At 57.2% G+C, this 16,446-nt stretch carries 12 protein-coding genes; 7 read left to right on the plus strand and 5 right to left on the minus strand.

The features are described 5' to 3' along the window. The first annotated feature begins 64 nt into the window (after window positions 1-64). Complete coding sequence (locus tag M4NBBH2_RS06425; protein WP_116270177.1) at window positions 65-1,354, plus strand: YihY family inner membrane protein; 1,290 nt, start codon at window positions 65-67, stop codon at window positions 1,352-1,354. On the opposite strand, the gene M4NBBH2_RS06430 is transcribed toward M4NBBH2_RS06425, so the two are convergent. Both M4NBBH2_RS06430 and M4NBBH2_RS06435 read right to left on the minus strand, forming a co-directional pair. After that, the gene (locus M4NBBH2_RS06430; protein ID WP_116270178.1) at window positions 1,329-2,252 is read right to left on the minus strand and encodes an XRE family transcriptional regulator; all 924 of its coding nucleotides are present in this window, start codon (window positions 2,250-2,252) and stop codon (window positions 1,329-1,331) included. The two genes, M4NBBH2_RS06425 and M4NBBH2_RS06430, sit on opposite strands and share 26 nt — an antisense overlap. Further along, a complete protein-coding gene (locus M4NBBH2_RS06435) occupies window positions 2,249-2,452 on the minus strand; it encodes a hypothetical protein (RefSeq protein WP_022443243.1) in 204 nt (67 codons plus the stop codon). Before M4NBBH2_RS06435 ends, M4NBBH2_RS06430 begins: the two co-directional genes overlap by 4 nt. Window positions 2,453-2,745: 293 nt before the next feature. Between M4NBBH2_RS06435 and M4NBBH2_RS06440 the strand changes: the two genes are divergently transcribed. The 4 genes from M4NBBH2_RS06440 (at window position 2,746) to M4NBBH2_RS06455 (ending at window position 7,930) form a co-directional block, all read left to right on the plus strand. Continuing rightward, window positions 2,746-4,533: a flavocytochrome c gene (locus tag M4NBBH2_RS06440; RefSeq protein WP_116270179.1), complete on the plus strand. Its 1,788-nt coding sequence runs from the start codon at window positions 2,746-2,748 to the stop codon at window positions 4,531-4,533. A 267-nt stretch (window positions 4,534-4,800) separates the two neighbouring features. Beyond that, window positions 4,801-5,022 carry an FMN-binding protein gene (locus tag M4NBBH2_RS06445; protein WP_116270180.1) on the plus strand — a complete coding sequence of 74 codons (222 nt, stop codon included), beginning with the start codon at window positions 4,801-4,803 and terminating at the stop codon, window positions 5,020-5,022. Between the two features lie 21 nt (window positions 5,023-5,043). Then, complete coding sequence (locus M4NBBH2_RS06450) at window positions 5,044-6,291, plus strand: IS256 family transposase (protein WP_116269216.1); 1,248 nt, start codon at window positions 5,044-5,046, stop codon at window positions 6,289-6,291. Beyond that, the gene (locus tag M4NBBH2_RS06455) at window positions 6,263-7,930 is read left to right on the plus strand and encodes a flavocytochrome c (RefSeq protein ID WP_306307591.1); all 1,668 of its coding nucleotides are present in this window, start codon (window positions 6,263-6,265) and stop codon (window positions 7,928-7,930) included. Before M4NBBH2_RS06450 ends, M4NBBH2_RS06455 begins: the two co-directional genes overlap by 29 nt. 87 nt (window positions 7,931-8,017) lie before the next feature. Here the strand turns inward: M4NBBH2_RS06455 and M4NBBH2_RS06460 are convergent, their stop codons facing one another. From M4NBBH2_RS06460 to queF, 3 genes are all read right to left on the minus strand, one after another. Beyond that, window positions 8,018-9,925: an ABC-F family ATP-binding cassette domain-containing protein gene (locus M4NBBH2_RS06460; RefSeq protein ID WP_116270609.1), complete on the minus strand. Its 1,908-nt coding sequence runs from the start codon at window positions 9,923-9,925 to the stop codon at window positions 8,018-8,020. A gap of 91 nt (window positions 9,926-10,016) precedes the next feature. Further along, on the minus strand, window positions 10,017-10,940 hold the full coding sequence (gene prmB, locus M4NBBH2_RS06465; RefSeq protein ID WP_116270182.1) for a 50S ribosomal protein L3 N(5)-glutamine methyltransferase: 924 nt from the start codon (window positions 10,938-10,940) through the stop codon (window positions 10,017-10,019). Window positions 10,941-10,987: 47 nt separating this feature from the next. Continuing rightward, entirely contained in the window at window positions 10,988-11,407 is a 420-nt protein-coding gene (queF, locus tag M4NBBH2_RS06470; RefSeq protein WP_022443238.1) for a preQ(1) synthase, read from the minus strand. 184 nt (window positions 11,408-11,591) lie between these two features. Here queF and smc point away from each other — a divergent pair, with 184 nt between their 5' ends. Together smc and M4NBBH2_RS06480 are read left to right on the plus strand one after the other, a co-directional pair. Next, on the plus strand, window positions 11,592-15,119 hold the full coding sequence (gene smc / locus M4NBBH2_RS06475; RefSeq protein WP_116270183.1) for a chromosome segregation protein SMC: 3,528 nt from the start codon (window positions 11,592-11,594) through the stop codon (window positions 15,117-15,119). A gap of 135 nt (window positions 15,120-15,254) precedes the next feature. Further along, window positions 15,255-16,367 (plus strand): hypothetical protein, encoded by a 1,113-nt coding sequence (locus M4NBBH2_RS06480; protein WP_116270184.1) that lies wholly within the window; start codon window positions 15,255-15,257, stop codon window positions 16,365-16,367. Window positions 16,368-16,446: the final 79 nt, after the last annotated feature.

Raw genomic sequence — 16,446 nt, forward strand, 5'->3', positions numbered from 1 at the left:
CGGGCCTCTCAGGAGACCGCGGACCGGGGTATCGCCCGCAGGAAAGAATTTTCGAAGGAGAGCCATGCCGCTCGCGTTAGATAAGAAACTGGATAAAGCATTCGGCCGCCGGGGGCTTGCCCTGACGCTGAAGCGCCTGTCAAAGCTCGCTCTGAACCGATTCAGTGAAACCAACATCGTGGAGATTTCAAGCTCCATGACGCTCGCCACGGTGCTTTCCATCGTCCCGCTGCTTGCCGTGGCGCTCGCGATGTTTTCCGTGATTCCGGCCTTTGCGGTGTACCGCAAGGAGCTCGAGCTGATCCTCGCGAACGTCATTCCAGGTCAGTACAGCATTCAGATCTTTCACTATCTGAGAGGCTTCTCCGAACATGCGCGGGGTCTCTCTGCCTTTGGTTTCGCGGGTGTCGCGCTTTCGGCCTGGTTCCTGATCGATAAGATTTTCAAGACGATCAATCAGATCTTCCGGGTCCGTCATCAGCGGTCCATCGCCCAGAAGGCGGTTCTTTACTGGGCGCTTCTGACGCTTGGTCCCGTGGTGACTGTCGGCAGCATCACAGTGACCACGTATCTCGCGCGTCTCGCGCTCTCGGGGTTCTCAGGAGGCATCGTTTTCTGGGGACTCAATACGCTCACCTTCATCATTCAGACGCTGGGTTACAGCGCGATGTTCTATGCGATTCCCAACTGCCGCGTGAAGTGGCGGGATGCCATGGCGGGCGGTCTTTTCACCTCAGTGGTCGGTCTTGTCGTCAAGTGGGGATTCTCGGCCTATATCAGCCACGGAACGCTGACGAGTCTCTACGGGGCGTTTGTCGCGCTTCCGGTGTTCATGCTCTGGATATATGCGACCTGGATCCTGATTTTTGCCGGCGCCGGCGTGACCGCTACGCTTCCGATGATCGCGAGCGGCCGTTTTGGGGATACCTATAAGCATGGCAACAGCCTGGCTACGGGAATTGGGCTTCTTGAAGCCCTGATGCGGGGAAAAGAAGCGGGTAACCCGGTGGTGCCGGTTGAGAAGCTCTGCCGCAAGGTAGACAGCTGGCCTGAGGCGGTAGGAGCGATTCTCGAGCAGCTTGCGGAAGTGGGTTACGTCTCCCGGGTGACTGACAGGCGGGGGAAGGGCGATGCCTGGGTGCTGATCGCAGATCCCGATACGGCGACGCTGAAACCCGTGGTAGCTGCTCTCGCGCTGGATCCGACCATCCGTCTCTTCAAAGAGGAAAATGCCACGGACTCGTCCTGGTACCGCGGCCTCATGGCGGATAAGGTGCTGAATACACCGCTCTCCGTCGTGCTGCACGGCGAAGAGCGGCAGGCGGCGGCTAAACGAGAAGCCCGCGAGCCATAAATTTTGATCCGGTCCGGAGCACCACCGGACCGATTACCGTGATCAGAGACGAGAAATCAGACTCTGAGAAAGTGCGGACCGGATAGGCCGGATTGTCAAACTGAATAATGACCGAACCGTCAGGTTCTTTCAGCAGGCGGCCAAGCGTGCTCTGTCCCTGCCAGAAAAGGAGATGCACCGCGCCGTAGTGAACCCGGTTCGGGTTTCCGGTATCCACGACGATTGTGTCCTCGGGACAGATCGCGGGCGCCATCGTATCGGTGCGGACCACAAACTGCCGGCAGGCCTTTGGGTCATGCCCCTTCAGATCCGTTTTCGGAATCACGGCATCAATCCGTTCATCGGACGGCACCAGCACCGGGATGCGGGGCGACTTGCCGCGGATCAGCGAGAAAGTCGGCACCGAGGCGTAGAGGTGACAGCGGCTCGCGCAGGGATCCTTCTTCTTTTTTTCAGATTTACCGGATTCCGCGGCCGGCTCATCCTTAGCGGAGGATTTCTCTTCCGGCACCTCGAGGTCAAGCGGCATCGTGTAGTCCGGGTTCCGCGGTCGGCCGGGCGATTTCTTGGGTGCCTCAGGTTCGGGATCCGGGCGCGTTTCCGCGGCAGACTCCAAATGCGCGGGCTGGGCCGCAGGCGCAGTCATCTCATGAATCCAGTCATCCGCAGGGCTCACCCAGGGCTGCCCCTGACCGTCAGAAAGCCAGCGGGCATTGACGTTAAAGAGGTCCGCGAGTCTGAAAAGAACATCCGCCTGGACCTTCCGTGTATCGCCGGCAAGCCACTTCGCGACGGCGGGCTGCGAGACGCCAACCTGATCCGCGACATAGCGCTGCTTATAGTTCATCCGCTCCATGCAGGCACGGAGCCGATCGGCAAAGGTCTGTTTTGCTGTCATTTTGTAAATAAGGCGGTAAGAAACTGAAGAACGGCACGGGCCGCAATGAAAGTAATGATGAAGGTCGCTGCCATTCCGGCGATCTGCACAGCATGGCTTCGGCTGAGCGCGTAAACGCGGGGTCCGATCCTGCTCCAGAGAGGCATGAAGAGCACCGCCGCGAGAATAAAGGCGATTACCCAGAGAATGACGGAAATCATGGCGTAATAACTGCGGTAAACATAAAACTACCGTAATAATGCCTCAAAAATACAGTGTCTGTCAGCCTGACTGCCGGAAGAAGGGGATTTTAAAGGGTTTTCTGAGTCGCAAGAGGAAGTCTTAAGAGAAAACCGTATCCCCATGAATAACTCATTCATTATCCAAAAAACTTTGCCATAAGGCATAAGTGATTCAGAAAATTGATTCAATGGAATTCATAACTCCGATAATAATCGCGAGGTTATCTGTTACAGGATAAGCAGTTTCTTTATTTTTAAGGAGAGAACGAAATATGAAATTTGCTTTTAAACCGATCGCGATTGCAGCAGCCCTTGCTTTTATTGGAACTGCCGCAGTGGCTTCCCCGATGAAGCCCGGTACCTATACCGCCAAGGTTAACGGTCACAACGCGCCGCTCACGGTTGAAGTAACGGTCGACGCGAATAAGATCCTTTCCATCAAGACTCCGGATGATCAGGAGTCGCTTGGTGTCGGCAAGGTCGGTCTCAAGAAGACCGCGGATAACATCCTTCGCTACCAGTCCATCGGAGTTGACGCGGTAACGGGCGCCACTTTCTCCTCAAACGCGCTGAAGGAAGGCGTCGAGAAGTGCCTGAAGCAGGCCGGCGCCGATATGAAGCAGTTCACGAGGAAGGCTGAAAAGCATCCGATCCATAACCGTACCTATCAGGCTGATGTTGTCGTGATCGGCGGCGGCGGAGCCGGCCTCGCGTCCGTGATTTCCTCGATGCAGGCCGGGGCTAAGAAGGTGATTGTTCTTGAGAAGCTCGGTTATGTCGGCGGCTCAACGAATGTGAGTGAAGGCGCTCTGAATGCCGTGGACGATCAGCGTCAGAAGGCCCAGGGTATCAAGGACAGCTACGAAACCTTCTATGAGACCACGATGCACGGCGGCCACGATAAGGGCGATCCGACCCTTGTCCGCTTCCTCACGAGTCACTCAATGGACGCCGTGAACTGGCTGGAAAGCCTCGGCGTGAAGTTCAACGACCATATCGGCGCTGCGACCGGGTCTCTTGGCCAGCGTTCGCACTATCCGGCGACCCCGTACGGCAATACCTATATCCGTACGTTTGAAAAGGTGATCGCGGATTCGAATGGCAAGATTCAGGTGCTCCTCGATACACCGGCCGTGAAGCTCATTCAGAATAAGAGCGGCCGTGTGGTGGGAGTTGTCGGCAACAACTTCGGCTCCAAGGTTACGGTGATGGCGAAGGACGGCGTGATTATCGCGACCGGCGGTTTCGGCGCGAATGTCGCGTATCGCCAGAAAGTGAACACCGGCGTCTGGAAGAACATCAAGCTCGATAACTCGATCGGCTGCACGAATATTCAGAAGGCCGCTCAGGGCCAAGGCCTCTTCCTTGCTCAGAAAGTCGGTGCCAAGCTGATCGGCCTCTCTGACATTCAGATTCACCCCTGCGGCACCCCGGGCACCGGCCTGATGGAAAACATCCGTACGTCCGGCCGCAACCGTATCTTTGTGAATTCGGACGGCAACCGCTTCGTGAATGAAGGCGCGGCGCGTGACGTTCTCGCGAACGCCATCTTCCAGCAGAAAGGGAGGACTTACTGGATTGTCGTGAATAAGCTCCGTTATCCGACTCCGGATTTCAAGGACCGTATGGGCGCCTCAATCCGCAATATGGAAGCGCTCGGCGCAGTGGTTGAAGCCCCGACGCTTGATGAGCTTGCGAAGAAGACCGGCATGAATGCCGAGAATCTGAAGAAGGCTATCGCGGACTACAACGCGGTTGTTTCCGGGAAGGCAAAGGATAAGCTCGGGTTTGTCGCGAACAACAAGGACGATAAGCAGATGACGGAAGGTCCCTGGTACGCCTGCCGCAAGGTGCCGACCGTGCATCACACGATGGGCGGTATCAAGATCAACGTGAAGAGCCAGGTGATCAACACGAAGGGCAAAGTGATCCCGGGTCTCTATGCTGTCGGTGAAGTGACGGGCGGCATTCACGGATCCAACCGCCTGGGCGGCAACGCCATTGCGGACATCATGACGTTCGGCCACGCGGTCGGACCGCATATTGTTCAGGGCAAGTAACAGCCCCTGAAACGTTTTAATGAAGTAACGGGCTGTACGGCGACTGCCGTACAGCCCTATTTTTGTCCGGCAGAATTTCCGTGATTCAGTATTTTAATCGGAGTGTAGCTACTTAAGTAGCATGATTCATATTCAAAAATGTTTATTTACCGCCAGTTAGATAAAAATAAACCCAGCTGCGGTAGTAAAACCTTCTCATAAACCCAGTGATGGATGGACTTCATCATCAATACAAAAAAGCAACACATTTTCTAAGGAGAAGGAATCATGAGTCTTTTCAGACTGAATCCTGTCATTCTGCTTGCGGGACTCGCTGCGGGAGCGGCCTCTGCATTGCAGCCCGGAACCTACACAGCAGAAGTTAATGGACACAACGCTCCGCTGACGGTTAAGGTAACCGTTGATGCGAACAGGATCACTTCGATTGATACATCCAAAAATCTGGAAACAATGAGGGTGAGGAAAATTTTGTGGGTGACTCTGAGATAATTGCTCTTGGAGGAGCCTCAAATGAAACGAAAGACAGACCCCTTGGATAGTGTTGCAGGACAGATTTTAGAAAACGCCAAGAAATCCGGGCTTGAGATTAATACCGCAGAGGATGCGGAAAATCTTATGGCCCATATGCTCGGTCGGCTGCTGACTCAAATGCTTGACGGTGAAATGACCAATCATCTCGGTTACGAAAGAGGCGGTAAACGTGTCACCGAAAATGAGCGTAACGGGCATAGTTCGAAAACCCTCAAATCGTCCAGCCTTGGAAATATCCGTATTGACGTACCCAGAGACCGCAAGGGAGAGTTTGAGCCGAGGGTCGTTCCTAAGCATAAACGCCAGCTGGCGGGGTTTGAGGACAAGGTTCTGGCCTTGTACGCCAGAGGGCTCTCAACCCGGGAAATTCAAGGCTTTCTCTATGATGAATACGGTATGGAGACCAGTGCCGAATTTATCAGCGATGTTACGGACGCCATCCTTCCTGAGGTTGAAAAATGGCAGAACCGTCCTCTGGATCCGTTTTATACAACTGTTTTCTTTGACTCTATTCGAGTCAAAATCCGAGGTGATAATGGCATTGTTACCCCGAAAGCGGTCCATCTTGCCTTGGGCGTAAACGCCCAGGGCCGCAAGGAAGTTTTGGGGATGTGGGTCGCTGATAACGAAAGCGCAAAATATTGGCTTAAGGTCTTCACTGAACTCAAAAACAGGGGGGTGTCTGATATTCTGATTGCTGTCACAGACGGACTCAAGGGAATGAAGGAGGCGCTTGAAGCTGCCTTTCCCAACACTCTGCTGCAGACCTGCATTGTTCACCTGATCAGGAACAGTCTGAAATTCGTCGGATATAAGGATTACAAGGCCGTAGCCGGCGCGCTGAAGCCCATTTACCGGGCCGTAAACGCGGCTGATGCGCGGAAGGAACTGGACGCTTTTGCACAGTCGGAACTGGGGCTCAGATACCCTTACATCGCCAAACAGTGGATCGATTCCTGGGATAAGGTGATCCCCTTCTTTGATTTTTCCCCAAATATCCGCAGACTTATTTATACAACCAATGCCATAGAGAGCCTTAATCGGGATCTAAGAAAAGTAATTAAGACCCGAGCTGCTTTCCCTACTGAAACGGCTGCTTTGAAACTTCTCTTTCTGGCAATCCGGAAAGTAGAGAAAAGATGGGTGCGGCCTTCTCCATACTGGAGTGCCGCTATGAGAGAATTGGTTGTGCTATTTGGTGACCGAATCACCCCCTACATCGATTAACCTTGAACGAGCCGCCCACAAAAAATTACACACCCTCGAAACAATCGGTGTTGGAAAAGTCGCTCTTGATAAAGTCGGAAGAAAAATCCTGAAGTATCAAAGCATCAATGTTGATTCTGTAACAGGAGCATCTTTTTCCTCTGCAGCCCTTAAGGAAGGCGTGAAGCAGTGCCTTATCAAAGCAGGCGCTGATATGAAGCAATTTGAGAAAAAGGCTGAATTCCACCCGATTCATGACAGAACATACGAAGCTGACGTGGTGATTGTTGGCGGTGGCGGAGCCGGTCTTGCGTCCGCGATTTCTTCGATGCAGGCTGGCGCGAAGAAAGTCATTGTTCTTGAAAAGCTTGGATATCTTGGAGGATCAACCAACGTTTCCGGAGCTGCTTTAAACGCTGTGGACGATAAGCGCCAGAAGGCTCAAGGTATTCAGGATAGTTTTGAAACGTTCTATCAGTCGACGATGAAAGGTGGCCATAACGTCGGCAATCCGGAACTGGTTCGTTATATGACTCGCCACTCCATCGATGCTGTCCATTGGATGGAAAGCCTGGGTGTGAAGTTCAAGGATCACATCGGTGCGGCAACGGGTTCTCTTGGTCAGCGTTCACATTATCCGGTGGATCCGTCCGGCAATGCCTATATCCGCGTGTTTGAAAAGGTGATCGCTGATTCGAATGGAAAAATTCAGGTTCTTCTGGATACTCCTGCAAAGAGTCTGATTCAGGATAAAAGCGGGCGTGTGATCGGTGTCGTTGCCGATAACTTCGGTTCCAAGGTAACTGTCAAGGCGAAAGACGGCGTGATCCTTGCAACCGGCGGTTTTGGAGCAAATGTCGCATTCCGTCAGAAAGTGAATACCGGTGTTTGGAAGCATGTGCGTCTTGATGACACAATCGGCTGCACCAATATCCAGAAGGCGGCTCAGGGTGACGGGCTCTTCATGGCACAGAAGGCTGGCGCTGAACTGATCGGTCTTTCCGATATTCAGCTGCACCCCTGCGGCACGCCGGGCACCGGGCTGATGGAGAACATTCGTACGTCCGGACGCAATCGGATCTTTGTTAATTCCGACGGCCAGAGATTTGTGAGTGAGGGCGCAGCACGCGATGTCCTGGCGAACGCCATTTTCCATCAGAAAGGCAGCACGTATTGGATCGTGGTGAATAAGCTGCGTTATCCCAGCCGTGATTTCAAGGACAGCATGGGTGCCACTATCCGCGATATGGTGGCTCTCGGTGCGGTGGTTGAAGCTCCGACTCTTGATGAACTCGCCCAAAAAACCGGTATGAAGGCGGCAGACCTCAAGGCTTCCATTCAGCAGTACAACGATGCTGTTACAGGGAAGCAGAAGGATCGCTTCGGGTTCATTGCGAATAACACAGACGATAAGCCGATGACAGAAGGCCCTTGGTACGCCTGCAAGAAAGTCCCGACGGTTCATCACACGATGGGTGGAATCAGAATTGACGTGAAGAGCGAAGCGCTGAACGCCAAGGGACAGCCGATTCCGGGGCTGTATGCCGTGGGTGAAGTGACTGGTGGCATTCATGGTGCCAACCGCCTGGGCGGCAACGCCATTGCGGACATCATGACGTTCGGCCACGCGGTCGGACCGCATATTGTTCAGGGCAAGTAATCAGCTGGTTCTCTGAATCAGAAAAATAAAAAATGGGGGAACGGTCATGAACCGTTCCCCCATTTTGTGTATCTGAAACGAAAGGCTTTATTTGATGGATTCAAGCTCTTCTGAGAGTTCCAGCCATTCGGCTTCGAGCGTCTCTTTCTCTTCCGTGAGAGCGCTGCGTTCTTTCAGTGTTTCCTCCACCTGAGCCTTTTCGCCGCTATAGAAAGCGGGATCCGCGATCTGGGCATCGAGCTCCGCGGCCCGGGCGTCGATTTCCGCCATGCGCTTTTCCGCGGCATCAATCTTCTTCTGGACCGGTTTGCGGAGCGACGCGATGCGGGCGCGTTCCTTCGCGGCTTCGCGCCGTGCCTCTTTCTGAGTGACAACCGGGGCCGCGGCGCTGCGGTTCTCTTCCTTCTGCGCCGCCGCGCGGTCACGGCGGTCTGAAAGGACGAGTTCAGCGTAGTCGTCTAGGTCACCGTCATATGCCGACACATGGCCGCCGCGGACAAGCCACAGCGTTTCCGTTGCCGCCCGCAGCAGATGACGGTCATGCGACACGATAAGGACCGAACCGCCGAACGTGGAAAGCGCGATCGTGAGCGCTTCGCGGGTTTCCATGTCGAGATGGTTAGTCGGTTCGTCGAGCACGAGAAGATTCGGTTTTTCCCAGGCGATGAGGGCAAGCGCGAGACGGGCTTTTTCGCCGCCAGACATCGGCGCCACGAGTTCATTCACCTGGTCGCCCGAAAAACGGAACTTGCCGAGAAAATCGCGAAGCTCCTGCTCACGGGTATCAGGGGCCATCCGTCTCAGATGCTGAAGCGGTGTTTCATCGAGCCTCAGGGAATCCAGCTGGTGCTGGGCAAAGTAGCCGATCGTGAGTCCCTGGCCGCGTCGAAGCGTGCCGGACATGAGCGGGAGCTCACCGCAGATTCCCTTCACGAGGGTTGACTTGCCGGCCCCGTTGACGCCCAGAACGCCGATCCGTTCGCCGGACCGGACGCAGAAGGAAACATCCTGAAGCACCGGGGTGTCACCGTAGCCGAGGGACATATTCTCGGCATCCAGCAGATGATCCGGAAGCCGCTCAGGCTCCGGAAATTCAAACCGCCACTCAGCCTTAGCGCGGACCGGCTCAACTGCCTGCAGTTTTTCCAGCATCTTGATGCGGGACTGCGCCTGGCGCGCCTTCGTTGCCTTATAGCGGAAGCGGTCAATAAAAGCCTGCAGGTGAGACGCGGTCCGTTCATACGCGCGGGCACCGGCTTCCTGCTGACGGAGCCGCTCAATCCGCATCGCTTCGAAGTCGGAATAGTTGCCGGCGTAGCGGCGGATCGTTCCGTCCTCAATTGACCAGATCGTGCCGACCGCCCGGTCGAGAAACTCACGGTCGTGAGAAATAATGATGATCGTGGCCTGAACCCGCTTCAGCCAGGCTTCGAGCCAGATCACGGAGTCAAGGTCGAGGTGGTTCGTCGGTTCGTCGAGAAGGAGCAGGTCCGCGGGACGCATCAGCGCTCGCGCGAGCGCGAGGCGGTTTCTCCAGCCGCCGGAGAAATCACGGACCGGAAGCACGGTCTGCTCTTCCGAGAATCCGAGACCATGAAGAATGGTTTTGGCGTTCGCTGCGATCGCGCCTTCATTCAGTTCCGCGAGTGTTGCCATGGCCTGAGCGAGCGCCATATCGTCACCCGACCCTTCAGCGGCCTTCAGTGCTGCTTTGGCCGCCTCAAGCGGGGCGTGCCCGGAGAGCACGAAGTCGAGCGCCGACATATCAACTGCCTCGATGTCCTGGGCGACGTGCGCGATGCGGTCTTCCGCGGGGTGTTCGATTTCACCCGCTTCTGTCTGAAGTTCTCCGAGAATCGCGGCGAAAAGCGTCGATTTTCCGCAGCCGTTCGGGCCGACGAGGCCGACACGTTCGCCATCGGAGGCGAGCACCGAGGCGTGGCTGTAGAGAACGCGGACGCCTCTCACGAGGCTGACATCAATAAGGCGTAGCACAATCAAACCTTTCTTAAAAACATGAAAAAGGCGGCGAAGATCGCCGCCCTCAGAGCTGCCGGAGCCGGGCGAGAAGCAGGCCCACGCTGAATCAGTGCTTGAAGTATCGCTTCAGGTCTTCGGCGGTCGCAAGGAACACGAGGTCATCACCTGCGCTGACCGTGAGCCAGGTGAGCGGGAGATCAGGCCAGATCGCTTCAACCGCTTCGCGGCCGTCACCTACTTCAACGACCAGGATGCCGTTTTCGGTCAGATGATCCGCGGCCTCAGGCAGCAGACGGCGCACCACATCCATTCCGTCGAAGCCGGCTTCGAGCGCAAGAGACGGCTCAAGGCGGTATTCATCCGGCAGGGATTCCATGGCGGCCGTGGTGACGTAAGGCGGATTCGAAATGATGACGTCCCACTTCTTCGTCTTCACTTCGGGCATATCGAAGAGATCAGAAAGCACGAGGTCGATCTGGTCTTCCATTTCATAGTCCGCGCGGTTCACACGGGCGACTTCAAGCGCCTTCGGGCTGATATCAACACCCGTGACGTGAGCGTTCGGGAAAGCCTCAGCCGCGAGAATCGCGAGGCACCCGCTGCCCGTGCACATATCGAGCACGGAGCTGACCGCTTCCGGATCCTGAACCCACGGCGCGAGCTGATCCTCGAGGAGTTCCGCAATGAAGGAGCGCGGAATCAGCACGTCTTCATCGCAGTAGAAGCGGTGCTTCACGAGCCAGGCTTCGTGGAGCAGATAAGGCACCGGGACGTGCTCCGTCACGCGGCGCTCAATCAGATCCGTGATCTTGATGATTTCATCCGCGGTCAGCCGGGCGTCCCAGAACGCCTCGAGCTTCTCAAACGGCAGATGCAGCGCCCGCAGCACGAGGAACGTCGCTTCCTGCCACGTATCGTCGGTACCGTGACCGAACGAAATTTCGGACGACTCCATACGGGTCATGGCCCAGCGGACCATGTCGCGGATTGTGCGGAGCCGGGAAACCGATTCATGAATATTCTGAGGCATCAGATTGTTCCTCTCGCGTGAGCGCTTTAAAGAGTTCCAGAGGCGGATCAGCCGCGCATCGGGGAGTTCGTTTCGAAGTCAGGGAGATGCACGACAGGGGCCGGGGTCCAGCCTTCCTTGCGGTGCTCGGCGATCACCGTGGTGTAGATGCCGCCGCGGACCCACCACCGGGCGCGGATACGCATGTAGCGCGGATGAATGGCGTTGACGAAGTCGGAGAGAATCCGGTTTGTCACGTCTTCATGGAAGGCGCCCATTTCACGGTAGGTCCAGGTGTAGAGCTTGATCGACTTCAGCTCAAGGCACTTTTCGTCCGCGATGTAGTCGACGATCAGCGTGGCGAAGTCGGGCTGACCGGTGAGCGGGCAGAGGCAGGTGAATTCCGGGATCTCCATGTGGATCACGTAGTCGCGCTCAGGCGCCGGATTATCAAAGACCTCAAGCTTTTCGCTCGGTGCAGAAGACATGTCACTTATTCCTTATATAAAACGTTCTTTCGGGCGCGTCCGGAAGCCGCGTGCCGGGTTCCATGCGGAAGCGGGCCCGTGAGAGGGTAAAATCAGTCCCTCAGCAGTAAGCCGCATATTATAGAGTCCATCCACCTGCGGGTCACAGGCTTCATCCCGCAAAACTTCGATATCCCTCACATACATGCGCCTAAGACAGGTCAAAATTTCAGGTTTCAAGAGCTTTGCGGACCCGACGGTGATTGAGTTCCCGAGCGGATTCGTCGGCATCGTCGGTCCAAACGGCTGCGGGAAGAGCAACGTCATTGACGCTGTCCGGTGGGTGATGGGTGAAACCCGGGCGGGCGAGCTCCGCGCGACGAGTTCCATGCTGGAACTGATTTTCGCGGGGAGTGAAGGTCGGGCTCCAGCTGGACGCGCTTCAGTCGAAATGACGCTGGATAACAGTGACGGAACGCTGACCGGGCCCTGGGGTGCCTATGCGGAGGTCGCGATCCGACGGACACTGACGCGTGACGGGCAGAGCGCTTACTTCATCAATAACCAGCCGGTTCGACGCCGCGATGTCCAGGATATTTTCATGGGCACGGGTCTCATGCCGCACTCCTACGCGATTATCAGCCAGGGCATGATCAGCAGCTTCGTGAAAGCGAAACCTGAGGAGCTCAGGTTCTACTTCGAAGAGGCAGCCGGCGTCTCCCGTTATAAAGAGAGACGGCGTGAGGCGGAAAGCCGCCTCGCGTCGACCCGCGCGAATCTTGACCGTGTGGCGGATCTGCAGGAAGTCAGAAAGTCCGATATTGAAAGGCTTTCCGCTGAAGCGGAGCTTGCCGGGAAGTGGAGCACACTCAATAACCGCAAGGAAATGCTCGCCGGTGTCTGGCTGTCGCTTCAGGAGCGGGACGCTATCGCGGCGCGTGACCGGATCGCGGCCAAAATTGCCGAAGCCGTGGCGGATATCGAATCGGGGCGTGCTGAAAAATCCGCGCTTGAAAAAGAGTCTGTGGAACTCTCGCTCAGCCTTACGGTAGCGAAGCAGGATGAGGACGCGAAACGCGATGCCCTCAACCGCCTCAATATGGAACTCGCGCGAACGCAGAGCGCGATTGCCGCGATTGTGGAGAAGAAGAAGCTTCTCACTGACCGTGTGACACGCGACAGCGCGAAACTCTCGCGCGCCGGAGAAGAAGCGTCAGCCGCCGAGCGCCGGGCCGAGGAGCTCACTAAGGAAGCGGATTCGCTTTCCGAAGAAGCCGAGTCGATAGCGGAGGATGCCGCGGCGACCGATGAGCGGGCAGCGGAAGCGAAAAAATACTGGGAATCCGCGAAGGAAGCCTCAAAGCGCGCGGCGGACGAAGAGCGTCTCGCGCAGAAGTCGCTTACCGAAGTGAATTTCCGCGAGCAGGCGCTGGAGCGGGAAAAGCGTGAGCTTGAGGCCCGGATCGAGAAACTCGAATCTGAGGCGTCAGGCGGCACTGGAACGGCCGGCCGCGAGAGCGAACTTGAAGAGGCGAAGATTACCGCGGAGGAGCGGGCGTCTGACTTAGAGGAGCGGGAGGCAGCCCTCGAAGAGGCGCGTGACGCTGCCTCTGAAGCGGATGAGGCGGCAGCAGCTGCCGCGGAAGAAAAGGCTTCGGCCTCGGCAACGCTTTCTGAAGCGACCGCCAGGCTTCAGGCGCTGGAAGAGATTCAGCAGAAAGCGAGGGCTGAGGGGAAGCTTGAAGCCTGGGCCGCCGCGCACGGTCTTTCCCGCTACGAAAAGATTCTGGATGGCGCGGAGATTGAAACCGGCTGGGCAAAAGCGGTCGAAGCCGCGCTCTCAGGCCGTATTCCCGCGTACCTCACAGAAAATCTTGATTCCGCCGGCATCCTTGCCCAGGACACGCCGCCCGGACGGTTCGCGATCGCGTCCCGTGAAGGGGCTGCGGACGCCCCGGCGGACCGGACTGGGACCCTTGCCGCAAAAGTGCGGGGTTCAGGTGCCTCAGCGTCGGTTCTTGCCACCTGGCTCTCACGCTTCAGAACCGCGGAGTCTCTTGATGACGCTGTGAGGCAATCCACTGACGGCGGGGTTCCTGTGATCACCCGGGATGGGCATATCGCGGAGCGCGGAGCGGTGCTTTTCTGGGCGGAAGAGAATCCGCTTGCCGGGTCGCTTGAGCGTGAGGAAGAGATCCGACAGCTGAAGGCGGAACAGTCAGGCGCCTCAGAGCGTTATCAGGCGATCCTCGCAGATGTTCTTGAGACCGGAAAGGCGCGTGACGCGGCAACCGCGACGCTGCGAAGCGCCGAGGCGTCACTCGAGCGCGCGCGGCGTGACTATCACTCCGCCGCTCTCCGCGCCGAAGAACTGGAGTCTGAAGTCGGAGCCTGGAAGAAACGGGCGGGACAGATCCGGACGGATCTCGAAGAGGCGAAGAAGCGGCTAGGAGAAATCGACGCGGAGTATGAAGAGGCTGAGTCCCTCTTTGAAGAGCTCGATTCTCGGCTCGCTACGGCAAGCCAGGCCTCGCAGGATGCCGAAATGGCGGAGGAAGCGGCCCGGAACGCGATGGATGAAGCGTCCAGAGCGTCGCGTGACGCAGCCTCCCGGATCACGCTTCTCAGAACAAACGCCGCTCATGCCCTGGAACGCGCCGGGGATGCCCGACAGTCAGCGCTGAAGCTTTCCTCGGAAGAGGCTGAGCTGACAGCGTCGATTGAGGAAACCCGCGCGATGCTCGAGGAACTCGATGAAGACGCCGAGCGGGATGGCCTGCAGGATGTCCTTGCGAAACAGGCGGACTCTGAGGCGGAGCTTCAGACCGCACAGAAGAAGACCGCGGAACTGACGGAAAAGCTTTCTGAGATTAACCGGAAGAAAGATTCCATCACGGAGTCCGAACGCCCGAAGCAGGAGCGGATCGGCGAAATGAAGGTGAAGCAGGGCAGCACTGAGGCTGAGCTTCAGGCGCTCACCAATCAGATTGCCGAGCGCCGGGTTGACCGCGCGGCGTCACTCCGCGAGGCGGAAACCGGCGGCTGGAAGACCCAGGGCGTGAGAAACGAAATCGGCCGGATTGAGAACGATATCGAAGCGCTTGGCCCCGTGAACCATGCGGCGCTTGAACACCTGGAGGCCGCGAAGAAAGCGCTCGAGATGACGGAGCATCAGGTGGAGGACCTGAACGAAGCTATCGCGACGCTCGAAGAGGCAATCCGGAAGATCGATGCTGAAACCCGTGCCGTGCTGAAGGACACCTTTGATCAGGTGAACAGCAACTTCAAGGATCTCTTCAGCCGCATTTTCGGAGGCGGTGAGGCGAGTCTCGAGCTGATCGGGGACGAGATCCTGGAGGCTGGGATCGAAATCCGGGCTCAGCCGCCCGGAAAGCGGAACGCTTCGGTGAAGCTGCTCTCAGGCGGTGAACAGGCGCTTACCGCGACAGCGCTCGTTTTTGCCATGTTCCGCCTGAATCCGGCGCCGTTCTGCCTGCTCGACGAGGTGGACGCGCCGCTTGACGAAGCGAATCAGCTGCGGCTTGCCAATATGGTGCAGCAGATGAGCAGCGCGACGCAGTTTATCGCGATTACCCATAACCGGATCACGATGGAAAAAGCCGGGCAGCTGATCGGTGTCACGATGCGGGAACCCGGGGTTTCCCGGGTGGTTTCGGTCGATCTGCGCGAAGCTGTCAATTACGCGGGGGGCGGAGAAGGCGCCCCGGCGTGATTTTTCGCACGAAGAGTACCGTCGAATGCGGCATTCCCGCGTTTTCTGCCCTACAATTAAGAAGACTGTATGGGCGTACTCCGGAGCTGCGCCTCAGCAGCAGGAAGGGCGCAATTCGGACATCGGGAAGCGGAAATGAATACTGAACTTTTTTTGGGGATAATCGTCATTATCCTCGTGGCGGCAGCCGGCGTGTATTTTTACCTCGGCCGCAAGCCCTCCTCAGTTGCGGAGCCGACAAAAGTCGAGCCCCGGGTGCTGGCAAGACCCGCCGCTGCGGCATCAGGCGAGGCTGCGAAGGAGGATGCCCCGGCTCCGGCGGAGAATAAGCCGGAGGCAGAGGGCGCTGCCGATACGCCGGCCCCCGCTCAGACCCCGGAGAGTGTTCCTTCACCTCAGCCGGTAGCTGACACCGAGAATTTCTTCAGTGAATACCGTCCTGAAGAGGGAGACGATGTTCAGTATGAAGAACCTGATATTGATCAGATGACGGAAATCGTCGTGAAGATCAAGAGCCCCGAGCCCTTCACGGCCAATCGGGCCTGGCTCGTGATCAAACCCCTCAATCAGGATTTCGGCACTCCCCTCAGAATTCAGGCCAAGAATCAGATCACGCGTCTCTGGGAACACATCAAGCGCGGCGGTACGTATACCGATATGGTCGTGACGCTTCAGCTCGCCACGCGCACAAAGACTGTGGACGAGCTCACGGCCGGCAACTTCGCGGCCGCCGTGAATCAGGTGGCGGCTTCGCTTGACGCCGATGCCGATATCGTTGATGTGCCGAGCATGGTGTCCCAGGCGAAGGCCGTCCGGGCTCTCATTGATCGCTTCGGAATCACGCTTTCGATCGCGGTGAAGAGCGTGATGCCTCTGACGCAGCAAAGAGCGGTTGAGATCGCCCGGGCCTGTGGTTTCAATACGGAAAAGAATGCACTCGTGATGCGGGACGCCGACAGCGCGGCCCCGTGGCTCCGGCTGCTTCCTCACCCTGAGAATCCGCTCATGGTGACACTTGAACTCACGCCGGCGCTCTGCGCACCGTCCAAGAATCCTCTTGGAGCGCTTTTCAGCGTGGCAAACTACATCGCCGCCCGAGAGAACGCTGTGATTACGGATGTCTCCGGCGTTCCGCTCACTTCCGCCGCGATCGTGAGCATTACGCAGCAGCTCCGCTTCTTCTATGAAGCGATGTCGAAGCAGGGACTTGACCCCGGAACCCGCCGCACGAAGCGGCTCTTCGCCTGAGAGTCAGGTGCTGCAGCGCGGCCGCGTGAGGATTGCCAATCCCGCGCGGCCTGTTTTTTTGAGTCTGCGGAAAGCGCCT

This window comes from Mesosutterella multiformis, assembly GCF_003402575.1.
GTDB lineage: Bacteria > Pseudomonadota > Gammaproteobacteria > Burkholderiales > Burkholderiaceae_F > Mesosutterella > Mesosutterella multiformis.